Source organism: Bacillus sp. ES1-5, assembly GCF_022487605.1.
In the GTDB taxonomy this organism is placed as follows: domain Bacteria; phylum Bacillota; class Bacilli; order Bacillales; family Bacillaceae_G; genus Bacillus_A; species Bacillus_A wiedmannii.
In genome coordinates this window covers 354308-369952 of sequence record NZ_JAKVPU010000003.1, presented here as the reverse complement: position 1 = coordinate 369952, position 15645 = coordinate 354308, and the positions used below count along the sequence as shown (strand labels likewise).

15 protein-coding genes are annotated in these 15645 nt (G+C 36.6%); 7 read left to right on the top strand and 8 right to left on the bottom strand.

The genetic code is table 11. The annotated features are described in order from the left end of the window. Nucleotides 1-72: 72 nt before the first annotated feature. Entirely contained in the window at nt 73-480 is a 408-nt protein-coding gene (locus MKO96_RS14140; protein ID WP_087958918.1) for a MerR family transcriptional regulator, read from the bottom strand. A 262-nt stretch (nt 481-742) separates the two neighbouring features. Between MKO96_RS14140 and MKO96_RS14135 the strand changes: the two genes are divergently transcribed. The 5 genes from MKO96_RS14135 (at nt 743) to MKO96_RS14115 (ending at nt 5610) form a co-directional block, all read left to right on the top strand. Then, complete coding sequence (locus MKO96_RS14135; protein ID WP_240587809.1) at nt 743-1516, top strand: glycosyltransferase family 2 protein; 774 nt, start codon at nt 743-745, stop codon at nt 1514-1516. A 113-nt stretch (nt 1517-1629) separates the two neighbouring features. After that, complete coding sequence (rfbF, locus tag MKO96_RS14130) at nt 1630-2397, top strand: glucose-1-phosphate cytidylyltransferase (protein WP_240587808.1); 768 nt, start codon at nt 1630-1632, stop codon at nt 2395-2397. A 1-nt stretch (nt 2398) separates the two neighbouring features. Then, nucleotides 2399-3454, top strand: a complete 1056-nt coding sequence (rfbG, locus tag MKO96_RS14125; protein ID WP_240587807.1) for a CDP-glucose 4,6-dehydratase — start codon at nt 2399-2401, stop codon at nt 3452-3454. Nucleotides 3455-3466: 12 nt separating this feature from the next. Then, a complete protein-coding gene (locus tag MKO96_RS14120) occupies nt 3467-4690 on the top strand; it encodes a methyltransferase domain-containing protein (protein ID WP_240587806.1) in 1224 nt (407 codons plus the stop codon). Next, nucleotides 4687-5610 carry an NAD-dependent epimerase/dehydratase family protein gene (locus MKO96_RS14115; protein WP_240587805.1) on the top strand — a complete coding sequence of 308 codons (924 nt, stop codon included), beginning with the start codon at nt 4687-4689 and terminating at the stop codon, nt 5608-5610. The genes MKO96_RS14120 and MKO96_RS14115 overlap by 4 nt, the downstream gene beginning before the upstream one ends. On the opposite strand, the gene MKO96_RS14110 is transcribed toward MKO96_RS14115, so the two are convergent. Further along, the gene (locus MKO96_RS14110; protein ID WP_240587919.1) at nt 5579-6364 is read right to left on the bottom strand and encodes a glycosyltransferase family 2 protein; all 786 of its coding nucleotides are present in this window, start codon (nt 6362-6364) and stop codon (nt 5579-5581) included. The genes MKO96_RS14115 and MKO96_RS14110 overlap by 32 nt on opposite strands. A gap of 332 nt (nt 6365-6696) precedes the next feature. On the opposite strand from MKO96_RS14110, the gene MKO96_RS14105 reads away from it, so the two are divergent. Beyond that, on the top strand, nt 6697-7581 hold the full coding sequence (locus MKO96_RS14105; protein ID WP_240587804.1) for a DMT family transporter: 885 nt from the start codon (nt 6697-6699) through the stop codon (nt 7579-7581). A 45-nt stretch (nt 7582-7626) separates the two neighbouring features. Here MKO96_RS14105 and MKO96_RS14100 read toward each other — a convergent pair whose 3' ends face one another. Further along, on the bottom strand, nt 7627-8448 hold the full coding sequence (locus MKO96_RS14100; RefSeq protein WP_240587803.1) for a pentapeptide repeat-containing protein: 822 nt from the start codon (nt 8446-8448) through the stop codon (nt 7627-7629). A 195-nt stretch (nt 8449-8643) separates the two neighbouring features. On the opposite strand from MKO96_RS14100, the gene MKO96_RS14095 reads away from it, so the two are divergent. Continuing rightward, entirely contained in the window at nt 8644-8817 is a 174-nt protein-coding gene (locus MKO96_RS14095; RefSeq protein WP_098705094.1) for a DUF1272 domain-containing protein, read from the top strand. Nucleotides 8818-8888: 71 nt separating this feature from the next. On the opposite strand, the gene MKO96_RS14090 is transcribed toward MKO96_RS14095, so the two are convergent. The 5 genes from MKO96_RS14090 to tkt all read right to left on the bottom strand — a co-directional run bounded on the left by MKO96_RS14090 (nt 8889) and on the right by tkt (nt 15611). Then, complete coding sequence (locus MKO96_RS14090; RefSeq protein WP_098953991.1) at nt 8889-9956, bottom strand: lactonase family protein; 1068 nt, start codon at nt 9954-9956, stop codon at nt 8889-8891. Nucleotides 9957-10084: 128 nt separating this feature from the next. After that, on the bottom strand, nt 10085-11626 hold the full coding sequence (gene gntK, locus MKO96_RS14085; RefSeq protein ID WP_240587802.1) for a gluconokinase: 1542 nt from the start codon (nt 11624-11626) through the stop codon (nt 10085-10087). Between the two features lie 264 nt (nt 11627-11890). Then, nucleotides 11891-12559 (bottom strand): fructose-6-phosphate aldolase, encoded by a 669-nt coding sequence (fsa, locus tag MKO96_RS14080; RefSeq protein WP_240587801.1) that lies wholly within the window; start codon nt 12557-12559, stop codon nt 11891-11893. A 51-nt stretch (nt 12560-12610) separates the two neighbouring features. After that, nucleotides 12611-13504, bottom strand: coding sequence for a phosphogluconate dehydrogenase (NAD(+)-dependent, decarboxylating) (gene gnd, locus MKO96_RS14075; RefSeq protein ID WP_240587800.1), 894 nt, complete (start codon nt 13502-13504; stop codon nt 12611-12613). Between the two features lie 112 nt (nt 13505-13616). Continuing rightward, a complete protein-coding gene (gene tkt / locus MKO96_RS14070) occupies nt 13617-15611 on the bottom strand; it encodes a transketolase (RefSeq protein ID WP_240587799.1) in 1995 nt (664 codons plus the stop codon). Between the last annotated feature and the right edge of the window lie 34 nt (nt 15612-15645).

The window sequence follows — 15645 nt, the reverse complement described above, 5'->3', positions numbered from 1 at the left end:
TAATGTTTTCTTATTTGTTCATTAGAAAACATAGCCCGATACAAAAATTAAAGAGGTCGGATTTCACTTTTTCTATAATAATAGAGCAAGTGTCTGTATTAAAGCTGTCGTTTGACCAGATAAAGATTTCGATATTTTTTCACGTTGTGAATCAGTCAATCCATCTAAAAGCGGCTTTAACTCCGTTAATTCTGCTTCTAATCGATGAATATGGTCTGTCACTTCATTCACATGTTTCGAAACGTGTTCATTGATACCGAGCAGCTTCTTCTTCTCCTCGATTTTCTCTTTAATCTCACAAAGCGGCATATGCATTTCTTTGCACTTCTCAATAAATTGTAATGTCTCAAATGCTGTTTCATCGTAATATCGATAATTAGATTGAGATCGCTCCGCTTTTAAGATTCCTAGATTCGTATAATAATCAATCGTGCGTTTCGACACGTGAGCCATGAGAGCCAACTGTCCGATTCGATACACCTTCCCAACGATCTTCCCCCCTTGTTTATATTAATACCATCATACAATACATAAACTGTACAGTCAAACGTGACGGTTTATTATTCATAATTTATACAAAATTCCAAGATCCACCCTATTATTATTCCATACAAGTAATCTACACTTATACAATAAAATTATTAAACTATTACTTAATCACTACATTGTCTGCACCTTTTAACCTTTCTTATTTAAAAACATATCCTACTAATAATGATTGCTTGTATAGGAGATGATTAACATGAGAAAGACACTCATTTCTCATTTTTATAACGAAGAATACTTACTTCCATGGTGGCTTATGCATCACACAAAAATATTCGATCACGGTATTTTAATTAATAGAGGTTCTACAGATCGTTCAGTTGAAATTTGCAAATTATTTGCTCCCCACTGGGAAGTACGAGATTCAAGATTCCTTGAATTCGATCCCACTAATACTGACATTGAAGTAATGGAAATTGAAAGAGAAGTTTCAGGTTGGAAGATGGTATTAAATACTACAGAATTTCTTTGTTGTAATAATGTAGAAGAATTTTTCTCATCACTTCATACGTTAGGGCAAAATATGTATGCAATTAGAATGATTGTTATGATTGATAAGCATGATTACAATTATTCAAAACTAAGATATTCCATTCCTTTAGTAGAACAACGATATCACGGGCTCTTTCCTTATAAACCAGAAATCGGATGTGCCTGGAGATTTATACACAACCATATTGATGGCGCATATTTACCAGGCAGACATTTTACACGTTACCAACCTATCGTTTATAACTCCCCTTCATTCATTTTAAAATTTTATTTTAGCCCTTGGAACGAACATACAAGGGCAAGAAAATTACAAATTACACCCACCCTCTCAAAAAAGGGCGTTCGATCGGGACTTCAAATACAATATGGTCGGTCCTCTGAAGAACTCGAAGCTCGATTTTTAATGTTAACTAATTCAACACAGGATCTACGTAATCATCCTGAATATCAACAATTATTCCCTAAATTCAAACCTTAATATTTCTCATCCTATCATGCTCCACACATTTTTACGCACTTAGTCAAAAACAAAACCATTTGCATACAATATGAATACTGTATATATTATATTTTTTATTTTAGGAGGAAAAAATGAAAGCTGTTATTCTTGCTGGTGGATACGGGACTCGGATTGGGGAAGAAACACATTTAAAACCGAAACCTATGATTGAAATTGGAACGAAACCTATTCTATGGCACATTATGAGTTTGTATAGCCATTACGGAATTACTGAGTTTATTATTTGCTTAGGCTATAAAGGATATGCCATTAAAGAATTCTTTCTAAATTACAACTTACACATGTCCGATTTCACGATAAATTTAAGCGACAATACGATTACTAACCATTCTCATCGTATAGAACCGTGGAAAGTGACACTGATCGATACCGGTCTAAATACCGAAACAGGTGGACGAGTTAAAAAAATACAAAATTACATCGGGGACGAACCTTTCTGCCTCACTTATGGCGATGGATTAAGTAATGTAAATATAAACGAACTCATTGCATTTCATAAAAACCACGGCAAAACAGCTACTGTTACTGCCGTACAGCCTCCGGGTAGATTCGGTTCTCTCGTATTAGATAAACAGTCTGTCACATCTTTTCAAGAGAAGCCATTAGGTGATGGTGGGTGGGTTAACGGTGGATTTTCCGTTTTAAATCCTGATATTTTTAATTACATTAGTGGAGATAAATCTGTTTTTGAAACAAACACTTTAGTTCAGTTAGTAAACAAAAACGAATTGGCAGCATTTCAACATACTGGTTTTTGGCATCCAATGGATACATTGCGCGATAAAAATAAATTAGTCGAGCTATGGGAAAGTAATAATGCTCCGTGGAAGGTTTGGTAATATGGCTTCATCATCTTTTTGGAATAAGAAAAAAGTATTTATTACAGGACATACCGGCTTTAAAGGCTCGTGGTTCACCCTTTTTTTAACTTCATTAGGTGCAGAAGTAATCGGGTACTCCTCTCAACTCCCCTCAAATCCTAGCCTTTTTGAACAAGGTAACGTAGCAAAAGAGTGCACATCAATTAACGGCGACATTACAGATTACGATTCTTTATTCCGTGCCCTGAAACAACATACCCCGGACATACTATTTCATTTAGCAGCCCAGCCGATCGTCACCATTTCATACAAAAATCCTATCGAAACATTTAAAACGAATGTTTTAGGTACTGTTCACGTATTAGAAGCCGCAAAACATATAGAAAGTATACGTAGTATCATTAATGTTACAAGTGATAAATGCTATGAAAATGACGGGAGCGGTAACCGAGCATTCGTGGAAAGTGACCGGTTAGGAGGTTTCGATCCTTATAGTGCTAGTAAAGCTTGCGCTGAACTAGTTGCAACATCCTATCAAAAATCATTCTTCCGCACTAATACTCAGAAACTTGCCTCAGTAAGAGCAGGTAACGTCATCGGCGGTGGTGATTGGGCAGAAGACCGATTATTCCCGGATATAATCCGTGCATATTTAAAAGACGGTACATTAAATATTAGAAACAAAAACGCTATTCGTCCGTGGCAACACGTATTAGATCCTTTACACGGCTATATTCTTTTAGCTGAGAAGCTTTGGAAAGATGCCGAATATGCAGCAGCGTGGAATTTCGGTCCGGTGAATGAACCTAACAGAACCGTTCATGATGTCATTCAATCTATAATGAAATTATGGAATCAACCACTAACAATCCTTTCTCCTCATACAAACACTCCTTATGAATCATCTATTTTAACACTTGATAGTACAAAAGCAGTAAATAAACTCAGTTGGACACCTAAGTTATCAACAGATCATTCTATCGCTTGGACTGTTGATTGGTACAAAAAATATACATCTGGTGAAAATATGGAATCTTTCACGCGACAACAAATCGATGCATTCAAAAATTTATAAGGGGGCTATAAAATGGAACAGAAAAAATGCCGTTTTTGCCACTCATTACTAACAAATACTTTTTTAGATTTAGGAGTTTCCCCTCTCGCTAACTCATTTGTAGCTCCTGAAAACTCATATAAAATGGAACCATTTTATCCGCTGCACACATTTGTTTGTAACTCTTGTTTACTTGTACAATTAGATGAGTTTGAATCTCCGCACAATATTTTTCATGACTATTTATACTTCAGTTCTTACTCATCAAGCTGGCTACTACACGCTAAGCAATATGTAGAAATGGCGATTAAGCGTTTTAACTTAACAAACCATTCGAAAGTGATTGAAATCGCGAGTAACGACGGGTACTTATTACAATACTTTCAAAAAGAAAATATCGAAACGTTAGGAATTGAACCAGCAAAAAATGTAGCAGAAATCGCTATCGAAAAAGGAATTCCTACTGAAGTGAATTTTTTCAGCAATGACTTAGCAAAAAAATTACCGCAAGCAGATTTAATCGTCGCAAATAACGTATTGGCACACGTCCCGAACTTGCATGATTTTGTTGCTGGTTTAAAAACGTTATTAAAACAAGATGGCACGATAACAATTGAATTTCCTCACTTATTAAACCTCATATCCTTTAAACAGTTTGATACTATATACCATGAGCACTTCTCCTATTTCTCACTTATAAGTCTTCAAAAAATTTTAGCTCATCATCATTTACAAATTGTCGATGCAGAAGAACTTGCAACGCACGGTGGTTCCTTGCGTATTTTTGTAAACCATCACAGTGACTCCTCCACTATCCCTGCCAGTGTTACAAATATAATCCAAGAAGAAATAGATCACGGGCTAGATACATTAGATTGCTATCTCCTTTTTTCTAAACGCATCGAACAATTGAAAATAAATATTTTAAATTTTTTTATCGAAGTAAAAGCTTTAAACAAACAAATTATCGGTTACGGTGCTCCTGCTAAAGGAAACACCCTTTTAAATTATTGCGGGATAGGAAAAGAATTTCTAGCTTATACAGTAGATAAAAACCCTCACAAGCAAAATCTCCTTCTACCAGGCACCCGCATTCCAATAAAATCTCCAGAAGAAATTAAACGTACAAAACCCGATTACATCCTCATACTTCCTTGGAATTTAAAAGATGAAATTATGAAAGAATGCTCTTTCATTCGTGAATGGGGCGGCAAATTTTTAGTAACGATTCCAGAAATTGAGGTGATTGAGCCATGAAAAAAATCCTTGTAACAGGAGGTAGTGGATGGATTGGTAAATATATTGTAAATTCTCTTATACAAAGGGGCTATGAAATACACGCCACTTACAATACAAATAAGCCTTCTCACCTTTCTTGCCATTGGCATAAAGTAAATTTACTTTGCGATGAAGAAGTAAAAAAACTCATTTACGACATGAAGCCTAGTCATCTCATTCATTTAGCTTGGGAAGCCGTACCACCAGCTTGTTATGTATCTAATAATAATTACTATTGGCTTACATCCAGCATCTCATTAATTCAACACTTCACAACATGCGGCGGAAAGCGCGTCGTTGTTGCAGGTACTGGCGCAGAATATGAATGGTTTAACGGCGTACTATTTGAAGATTCACCACTTCTTTCCTATAAAAACCCATATTCATTATGTAAAAATGCACTACACTCCTGGCTACAAACGTACGCTGAGCAAACAGGCCTCAGCATGTGTTGGAGCCGCATTTTTCACATGTATGGCCCTCACGAACAAGGGAATCGGCTCGTTTCTAACATTATCACTTCCTTATTACAAAATGAGGAAGCACTATGTACACATGGAAAACAATCAAGAGATTTCCTCCATGTGAGCGATGTCGCTGATGCTCTCGTAACAGTATTAGAACATGGCGTTACAGGCACAATCAATATCGCTTCTGGTCAATCTGTACAAATTAAAGAATTAGCTTCTATCATTGCTAAAAAGATAGGAAAAGAACATTTAATAAAACTAGGTGCGATTCCTTTCTCTACAGATGAACCTTTATTCGTCGGCGTTAATGTAGAGCGTTTAAAAACTGAAGTAAACTGGAAACCAACATACAATCTTAATACCGGAATCGAAGAAACAATTTTATGGTGGGAATCATTTATAAAAAAGCATAACGATACGCATCACTAAAACGTAAATCCTTCGTCCCACTTGCTAAATCCTTATACCATTCTTCTAATTTTTCAGGTGTAATAATATGATGCGTACCCATTCCCCCTTGCTTACTAGCTTCAGAAAGAGTCGGACCAATTTGTAATTTCCTCTTTCTCATCGCATCGTTCCAAGGGCTAAAACCAAACCATGCAATACACGCAAGTGGCGGATAAACCATAGATTCATGTGCAGATAAATGCCTTCCAACCGTATAACTTCCATGCTCATGATTATGAATAAATCTACCTCTTCTCCATAACGCCCAATCTTCTGGTAAATAACCGTGAAATCGCTGTTTTAATAAAGAAGTTCCGTATTTAAGCTTCGGATAATTGTAGTTAGGATGATCAACCATAATTAACCCTTCCAGCCAATACATCCTCCCCCCCAATTCATTCAGTGATTTCCAAAACTGATTTTTATCTTGTACACAAAGAAACTCAGTCGTATTTAAAATCATTTTCCATCCTTTTACTTCTTGTTCCACCCTCATCACTTCATGATCTGTCGCAAATGCATCAAACTCTGGATTTACAGAATCTCGCACTTCCCAATGCGGTGCGAATTTTTTACAAATTTCAACCGAACGATCTGTTGATCCTTTATTAATTAAAATGCCATGATCAAACAGTTTCGTATGATGCATAAGCCACCATGGCAATAAATACTCTTCGTTATAAAAATGAGAAATAACGGTTGTAGTTATAACAATCTCCTCCTCTTTCTCTATTAATCTACTTTTTCATCCTACTTTTACTATACTTATCAGTTATGTAATTGGTTTCTGTTATTTTAAAAATATGTTTTTCTACCATATACTATGCTTTCTTAAACAACCACCATTTCCATTTTCTAAAGAAACATCCCAATAAACTGAAAATTAAGTTATAATATCATTATAAAATATGAAGGAGGAATGCACGCATGTACTACAACACTTCATTCGAAAACGATCAACCTGTAGGCCGTCTATAAACTAAGGCGGGCATTCAAATAACACTTAACACTATGCCTCGTCTTAGGGAACTCATAATACCCTAAAAATAGACGGAGGTACTTTACATGAAACAAACAATTTTAGGAGCTATATGTTTATCACTAGCAGCTAGTATATGGGGCGGTATGTATGTTGTTAGCAAATACGTACTCGACTTTATCCCACCATTGACACTCGTTTGGCTACGCTTTATTATCGCTTTCGTTGTTTTATATTTCATTTTGAAAATAACTGAGAAAAAGCAAAAGAAAAAAGTAACCATTCACAAAAAAGATTGGCTATTATTCGCTTGGATTGGATTTATCGGCTATTTCATTTCGATTACTTGTCAATTTATCGGGACAAAATTATCCGACGCTCATACAGGCTCTTTAGTAACATCAGCTACACCTGCATTTATGGTTATATTTGCAGCGATCATTTTAAAAGAAAAACTAACCGCTCGTAGACTGTTATCTACTATCATAGCGACAATTGGTGTCATTATCGTAATCGGATGGGATATTGAAATTGGCTCCTATTTTATCGGAACAATCATATTAGTCGGAGCCGCTATTACGTGGGCTTTACTATCCATTTATGTGAAGATTGCTTCAGCTCGATTTTCATCCTTAGTTATCACAACGTATGCCATATTCTTTTCACTCTTTTTTATTACACCTTTTATGATATGGGAACTACAAACAGCCTCTATCGGAACCGCAAATACGTACGTAATACTAGGCGTATTATATTTAGGAATCGTCTCAACGGCAGGTGCCTTTTTCCTTTGGAATAAAGGATTAGAACTAATGGATGCAAGTATCGGATCATTATTTTTCTTCTTCCAACCTATCGTTGGATCATTGCTCGGTTGGCTCTTATTAAATGAGACATTAAATAGTAACTTTTTTATTGGTGGTATTCTTATTATATGTAGTGTTTTCATTACTACTTTTGAAAAGAAATGAAAAACAGGCAGAGATTAAGAATCTCTGCCTGTTCGTATACACTCTTTATGCACTCCAATGCGATGGACGGGACAACATTTTCGGCAATTTCGTATGTGTATCCCCTTTCGCCGCGTTAACTTGAACTTGCGTCAGAAAAATACTATTTGTAAAATCTGCTCCTCGAATATCTGCATCTCGCAAATCTGCTCCGATAAGATCTGCTCCTCTTAAGTTTGCTCCATTTAAATTAGCCGCAATTAAGTAAGCCCCTCTTAAATTCGCTCCTTGCAAATCTTTCTTCTTCAAATTTGCCCCCATAAGGTCTGCTCCGCGATGACTAATTCGTTTCTTACGCGTTGCATTCATTTCCTTCCAAACTAATTCGCTCGTTTCTAAAAGAAGAATGTTTACTTCCGCTCTGTGTAATGGAACATTTATTTTCATTAACTCATCTGAACTTAAATTTGATAGGCGCTCCGTCTCTTCAATCGCTTTACTTAACTCTTTATGAATCGATTGTGTCGCCTGTAAAAGAATAGCCTCATTCAAATACCACAGTATTTCATGAAGCTGATGCATAATCGGAAAAGCATCATACATTTTTCTCGCATGCTTAGCATCTTTCCGCCAATCAATCCCGTTAAACGTAACTTGCGAAATCTTCTGCCCAGCACCGAAACACTCAAATACTGTACAACCTTTATAACCTTTTCCTCTAAGATTTTTATGTATGCTGCATTTATAATCCGACTGCAAATTAGAACATGGCTTCCCACCATCTTTATTCACCGCAAAATCTACCGATGCTGCGAATGGTAACGCCACGCAACATAGACCGAAACATTTTTCGCAGTTTGCTTTTAAATGATCATTATGATTAGTCAAAATGTATACCCCCTGTTGTCTTTTGACTATTTCATAATATTCCAACTGCACTAAATAATCAATTTTAAAATAAAATAGCATCTTTCATTTCAATTCATAACTTTATCCTGCAATTTCCTTTCAATTGAAAAAGACAGTCTCTATCTAATGAATTATAATTAAATTATAAATATTCAAATTAAAAGGAGACTTACTATGGCACTACAAATGAAAACAAACTGTCAAATTTGCGATCAATCTCTCGAACCAAATTCTGAAGCTTACATTTGCGTATATGAATGTACATTTTGTGCACCATGTACAGAAGAGAGAGAAAACGTTTGTCCAAACTGTGGCGGCGAACTAGTACGTAGACCGAAGAAGAAATAGAAAAAAGCAAAGCGATATCGCTTTGCTTTTTTACTGTTTTTAGGATATATAGAAATTCTACCAATCACAAATTAAACGTTTAAAAACTTCACACAAACAGGCTCTGGCACAACAACATCAGATTGTAACAGAGTTACCTTTCCTGTAGATTCATTTCTTGAAAATAACACAAGATTATGCGACTTTTCATTTGTAGCAACAAGGAACTTTTCAGTAGGATCTAATACAAAGTCTCTTGGCCAATTCCCTTCTGTAGATGTATGTTCAACAAATGTAAGCTCACCTGAGTTTTGATCCACACTGAAAACAGCAATACTATTATGACCGCGATTACCTGCATATACAAAGCGGCCGTCAGAAGAAATATGAATAGCACTTCCTTGACTATTGTCATCAAATTCTTTCGGAACGGTAGAAATATACTGCAACTCTGTAAAGGATCCTTCTTCCGAATTATATGATAATACAATAACTTCCGAGCTAAGTTCAGTCATGACATAAGCATGTTTTCCGTTCGGGTGAAAAGCAATATGTCTCGGACCACTTCCTGGATTTACAGATAAACTATTCACTTCTTTTAATACACTATCTTTTATTTCATACGTAATTAATTTATCTATCCCTAAATCAACACCCACCACATATTTTTCATCAGGAGTATATCCCGCGTAATGTGCATGTGGTTTTTCTTGTCTTTCTTTATTCGGACCTGAACCTTCATGCATCATAATAGATGCGGCAGGATTTACAGTTCCATTTTCTTCATTTACTACGAAAGACTCAATCGTTCCTTTATGATAATTCGCTGTAACTACCGTATGATTTCCACTATCAACACTCACATGACAAGGAGAAGCACCTTCTACTACCTGTCTGTTTTCTGCTTTTAGCTCTCCAGTTTTACTATCAATCGAATAAGCAGCTACACCACCAGATTCGCCTTCCTTAACAACAGAATAGAGATATTCATTATTTTTGCTTATCGTTACATATGTAGGGTTATCCAGCTTGGCCGCAAGTGTTACATTACTAATTTTCTTTGCTTCCGTGTCTAACGTAAACTTATATATTCCTTCACTATTTTCTTTCGTGTACGTTCCAACATATCCAATAAACTCTTTGTTATCCGCCATTTTCATAACCCTTTCCCTATAGTTTTTGTTCATCATATTTTTTACAGAACAACCGTGAACTATTTTTTGAAAGAACATCTTAAAAAACTTGAGTACCTCTTTATAAGTTACCATATTTTCCTGCCAAATAGCCTCTAAATCCACTTTTTTTGAAAAGCGGCTATACTCTCATATTCTTCTTCCAGATGACGGGCCAAACGAATATAGATTGGTGTTAAATCTTTATATTTTTCTACACTTTCCATGTTTGGCTCATGATGAAAATCTGCACCTACCATTTCAGAAACTACGCATAATGTATCTATTTCACCTAAACTATATAAACCGAGGATTGCAGCTCCTAAGCAAGAGCTTTCAAAACTTTCCGGAACATATACATCTTGATGAAAAATATCTGCCATCATCTGTCTCCAAAGTTCCGACCTTGCAAAACCACCTGTCGCTTGAATTTTTTTCGGTTCGCCAATTAGTTCTTTTAACGCAAGAAGAACTGTATACAAGTTATAAATGATTCCCTCTAAAACAGCACGTATCAGATGCTCTTTCTTATGATGTAGCCCAAGCCCAAAGAAAGATCCCCGCGCATTCGCATTCCATAAAGGTGCTCTTTCACCGGCTAAATACGGATGAAATAATAAACCATCAGATCCAGGATTCACTTTTGCTGCTATTTCCGTAAGCACTTCATATGGATCTTTTCCTAAACGCTGCGCATGCTCAACTTCTAACGTACATAATTGATCGCGAACCCACCTAAAAATCATACCACCATTATTAACCGGTCCTCCAATTACCCAAAGATCCTCAGTTAAGGCATAACAAAAAATTCTACCTTTTGGATCTGTTACAGGACGATTTATTACAGCACGTATCGCACCGCTTGTACCAATTGTAACAGCCACAACACCAGGATCAATTGCATTTACACCTAAATTGGATAGTACTCCGTCACTCGCTCCTACTATAAAAGGAGTAGAAACAAGTACATTCATCTCATTTGCAAGTTCTTTATCTAATCCTATTAAGCTGTGCGTCGTTGGAACAAGTTTAGAAAGCTTTTCATCTGTAATTCCCGCAACATGTAAAGCTTCTTCATCCCATTTTAAAGACTTCAAATTAAACATTCCTGTTGCTGATGCTATAGAATAATCAATTACATATTCCTTAAATAACTTATAGAAAACATACTCTTTAATAGAGATGAATTTATAGCTCTTTGCAAACAACTCAGCATGTTCATTCTTAAGCCAAACTAATTTCGAAAGTGGTGACATAGGGTGGATTGGTGTTCCAGTACGAAGGTAAATTTCATGACCATTCATATCATTCTTTATTTTTTCTGCCCAGCTTGCGCTTCTATTATCTGCCCAAGTGATACATCTCGTTAACGGCTTCCCTGCTTCGTCTACAGCAATGACACTATGCATTGCCGAACTAAAAGAAACACAAAGAATATCAACTGGCTGCACATTACTTGATTGTATAGTTTCTTTAATCGTATGTATGACCGCTTGAAAAATCTCTTCTGGATCTTGTTCTGCTGTTTCTGGTGCGGGAGAATATAAAGGGTATTCAATCCCATGACTTGTAATAACTGATCCATCAATCGAAAACAAAACTGATTTTGTACTAGTTGTTCCAATATCTACACCGATCATATATTTCGAGTTCACCATGTAACCCCTTTCAAATTATTCCTATAACAAAAGAGCACTCTGATTTTGATTTATACAAAAAAGACTCTCCCTTATGAGAGCTACGTTTTAATAAACTATACTCTCATAAGGAGGTCCTTCTCATAACCATTGTGCTATTCTGAGTTCCTTTTCATATTGCTGCTTTCACGTAATAAGATGCCAAACTCGAGATTAAGTTTATAGGATGAAGTTACATAGAGATTGGCCCTCTCATGAAAAAGAAATCGATGAAACTTTACTTCATTATAACTTAGGCGCTTTCGCCCAATCCGCAGCAAACTTTTCAATACCTTGATCTGTTAATGGATGCATAGCAAGTTGCTCAATTACTTTATAAGGAATTGTTGCAATGTGAGCACCTGCCATCGCTACACGCGTTACATGATCTGGGTGTCTGACAGAAGCCGCAATAATTTGTGTATCTAATTGATGAATATCGAATAGTTCAGCAATTTTAGCAACTAATAATACGCCATCTTCAGAAATATCATCTAAACGTCCTAAAAATGGAGAAACATACGTTGCACCTGCTCGAGCAGCTAATAGAGCTTGGTTCACAGTGAAAATAAGTGTAACGTTCGTTTTCACACCTTTTTCAGTAAGATAGCGACAAGCTTCTAATCCCGCTAGCGTCATCGGAAGTTTTATTGTAACTTTTTCATCGCCACCGTTAATTTTAATCAGTTCCTCTGCTTGAGAAATCATTTCTTCAGCTGTAACAGCATCTGGCGTTACTTCTGCCGAAACAGATTCAACTTTAGGCACTGCCTGACAAATTTCTGCAATACGGTCTTCAAACTTAATGCCCTCTTTTGCTACTAAAGAAGGATTCGTTGTAACACCAGCTAAAACTCCAAGTTTATATGCTTTTTTTATGTCCTCAAGATTTGCAGTATCAATAAAAAACTTCATGATTTATTCCCTCCATTTTTTAAACGTCAATGAGTTAAATTTTTAAGATGTTTATTTCTTTTCTACAGCATGTCCGCCAAATTCATTGCGCAGAGCTGCTACTACTTTTCCTGTAAATGTATCATTGTCTAATGAGCGATAGCGCATTAATAACGACATTGCGATAACAGGAGTTGCTGCTTGAAGATCTAATGCTGTTTCTACTGTCCATTTCCCTTCACCAGAAGAATGCATAACGCCCTTAATTTCATCCAGTTTGGCATCTTTAGAAAATGCATTTTCAGTTAATTCCATTAACCAAGAGCGAATTACTGAACCGTTGTTCCATACTTTTGATACTTTTTCATAATCGTAGTCAAATTCACTTTTCTCTAAAATCTCAAATCCTTCACCAATAGCAGCCATCATACCGTATTCAATTCCGTTATGAACCATTTTTAAGAAGTGACCACTACCAGCTTTTCCAGCATATAAGTACCCATTTTCTACAGCAGTATCACGGAAGATAGGTTCAACGATGTCCCAAGCTTCTTGATCTCCTCCGATCATGTAACAAGCACCATTACGAGCACCTTCCATTCCGCCAGAAGTTCCTGCATCCATAAAGTGAATACCATCTTTCTTTAATTGCTCATATCGGCGAATAGACTCTTTATAATGTGAATTACCCGCTTCAATTAAAATATCTCCTTTTGATAAAAGTGGTGTAACCTCATCAATAACAGAATCAACAACAGCGTGCGGAACCATTACCCAAAGAATTCTTGGTGATTGTAATGATTGAACAAGTTCGTTTAAACTAGATGTACCTGTAGCACCGTACTCTTTCATCTCTTCCACCGCACTCGTATTTAAATCAAATGCAGCTACTTCATGTTTATGATCCATTAAATTTTTCCCTAAATTTAATCCCATTTTACCTAAACCAATTAATCCTACTTGCATAATATAATTCCTCCTCAAATCATCTTTTATTAAAAATTCATATCACTACAATCTGGAATACCTTTCAGCACTGATAAATTGATATGTACAGAAAGGCATTCACAGTCATAGCTTAAGAATTCAATACATTTTTTGTAATTTGAACAACATTTTCTGTCGTAAATCCAAATAGATTCATGACTTCAGCCCCAGTTCCTGAAGCTCCAAATGTTTCAATCGATAATATTTTTCCTTCTTGTCCTACATAACGTTCCCAACCGAGAGATACACCCATCTCAAGAGATACTCGCTTCGTTACAGAAGACGCAAGAACTGATTCTTTATATTCTTTCGATTGGCGATCGAATAGCTCCCAGCTTGGCATTGCAACAATACGAACAGAGACATTGTCTTCTTCTAGTTTCGCTTTTGCACTAGCAGCTAAAGAAACTTCAGAACCTGTCGCAATTAAAATTACATCCGGATTTTCATTCGTTTGTGTTAATACGTAAGCTCCTTTAGAAAGATTCTCTATGTTCGCTTTCGTTTCATGAAACACCGGTAAATTTTGACGACTAAGTACTAAAACGACTGGACCATCCGTTTGCTGTAAAGCATACGCCCAAGCACTCGCTGTTTCATTTGCATCTGATGGGCGGATAACTGTTAAACCAGGAATTGCCCGAAGAGCTGCCAATTGTTCAATTGGTTCATGCGTTGGACCATCTTCTCCTACAGCGATCGAATCATGTGTAAATACGTAAGTAACAGGTAACTTTTGCAATGCAGCCAGTCGAATAGATGGACGAAGGTAATCGTTAAATACAAAGAATGTACTTACGAAAGGTTTTACTCCTCCATGAAGTGCTAGTCCATTCGCTGCCGCGCCCATTGCATGTTCACGTACACCGAAGTATATATTTCGGCCAGCATACGATTCTACCGCATACACTGCTTCACCTTTTATATCTGTCATCGTAGAATGTGAAAGATCTGCACTTCCACCGAAAATAGAAGGAATCGATTTCACATAATGGTTAATAGCTTCCCCACTTGCAACGCGAGTGGAAATCGTTTTATCAGTATCGAAGGATAAAATGTCTTTCGCTTCGATTAAAACCTCACCAGTAATCGCTTTTTCTAATTCATCTGCTAGTGCAGGGTTCGACTCTCTGTATAAGTTGAACTGCTCATTCCATTCGTTCTCTTTTTCAATACCTTTTTGTTTCAAATCATTAAAATGAGCGGTTACTTCTTCGGGCACAAAGAAGTCTTCCTCATAATGCCAACCATACACTTGTTTTGTCGCTGTCGCTTCTTCTACTCCAAGCGGATTACCATGTGCTTTGTTCGTTCCAGCAACTTTTGGACTTCCATAACCTATAATGGTTCTAATTTCTATAAGAGTAGGTTGATCCGTATTGTCTTTCGCTAATTGAATAGCTTTAGTAATAGCCTCAACATCATTTCCATCCTCAACTCTTACATATTGCCAATGTGCTGATTCTACCCTTTTCTGAATATCTTCAGAAAAAGCAATGTTTAATTCTCCATCAAGTGAAATTTCATTTGAATCATACAGTACAATTAATTTGCCAAGTTTCATATGCCCTGCCATTGACATCGCTTCATAAGCGACACCCTCCATTAAGTCACCGTCTCCAACTAAAGCGTACGTATTGTGATCTATAATAGAGTGACCATCCTTATTAAACTTCGCTGCTAAATGCGCTTCTGCCATTGCCATTCCGACAGCATTTGCAATCCCTTGTCCTAACGGTCCTGTAGTCGCTTCAACTCCAGAAGTGTGACCAAACTCAGGATGTCCTGGTGTTTTGCTATTTAACTTTCTGAAGCTTTTCAAGTCATCAATCGAAACGTCATATCCAGCTAAATGAAGTAAGCTATATAGTAGGCTCGATCCATGTCCCGCCGATAAAACGAATCGATCACGGTTAAACCATTTTGGATGATTAGGATTGTGATTCAAATGATTCGCCCATAATGCATAAGCCATCGGTGCTGCTCCCATCGGAAGACCTGGATGACCTGAATTTGCCGCATTAATAGCATCAATTGATAACGTACGAAGTGTATTCACTGCTAATTGATTTATGTTTTGTGTCATAGTAATCGTCCCCCTAAATACCTTCATTAAAAAA

Excerpts from the sequence above, each read along its gene's own strand:
- fsa (WP_240587801.1), bottom strand. The coding sequence starts at position 12,559 with ATGAAGTTTTTTATTGATACTGCAAATCTTGAGGACATAAAAAAAGCA.
- rfbF (WP_240587808.1), top strand. The coding sequence starts at position 1,630 with ATGAAAGCTGTTATTCTTGCTGGTGGATACGGGACTCGGATTGGGGAA.
- MKO96_RS14105 (WP_240587804.1), top strand. The coding sequence starts at position 6,697 with ATGAAACAAACAATTTTAGGAGCTATATGTTTATCACTAGCAGCTAGT.
- MKO96_RS14135 (WP_240587809.1), top strand. The coding sequence starts at position 743 with ATGAGAAAGACACTCATTTCTCATTTTTATAACGAAGAATACTTACTT.
- MKO96_RS14115 (WP_240587805.1), top strand. The coding sequence starts at position 4,687 with ATGAAAAAAATCCTTGTAACAGGAGGTAGTGGATGGATTGGTAAATAT.
- MKO96_RS14120 (WP_240587806.1), top strand. The coding sequence starts at position 3,467 with ATGGAACAGAAAAAATGCCGTTTTTGCCACTCATTACTAACAAATACT.
- gnd (WP_240587800.1), bottom strand. The coding sequence starts at position 13,504 with ATGCAAGTAGGATTAATTGGTTTAGGTAAAATGGGATTAAATTTAGGG.
- rfbG (WP_240587807.1), top strand. The coding sequence starts at position 2,399 with ATGGCTTCATCATCTTTTTGGAATAAGAAAAAAGTATTTATTACAGGA.
- tkt (WP_240587799.1), bottom strand. The coding sequence starts at position 15,611 with ATGACACAAAACATAAATCAATTAGCAGTGAATACACTTCGTACGTTA.
- MKO96_RS14095 (WP_098705094.1), top strand. The coding sequence starts at position 8,644 with ATGGCACTACAAATGAAAACAAACTGTCAAATTTGCGATCAATCTCTC.
- gntK (WP_240587802.1), bottom strand. The coding sequence starts at position 11,626 with ATGGTGAACTCGAAATATATGATCGGTGTAGATATTGGAACAACTAGT.
- MKO96_RS14090 (WP_098953991.1), bottom strand. The coding sequence starts at position 9,956 with ATGAAAATGGCGGATAACAAAGAGTTTATTGGATATGTTGGAACGTAC.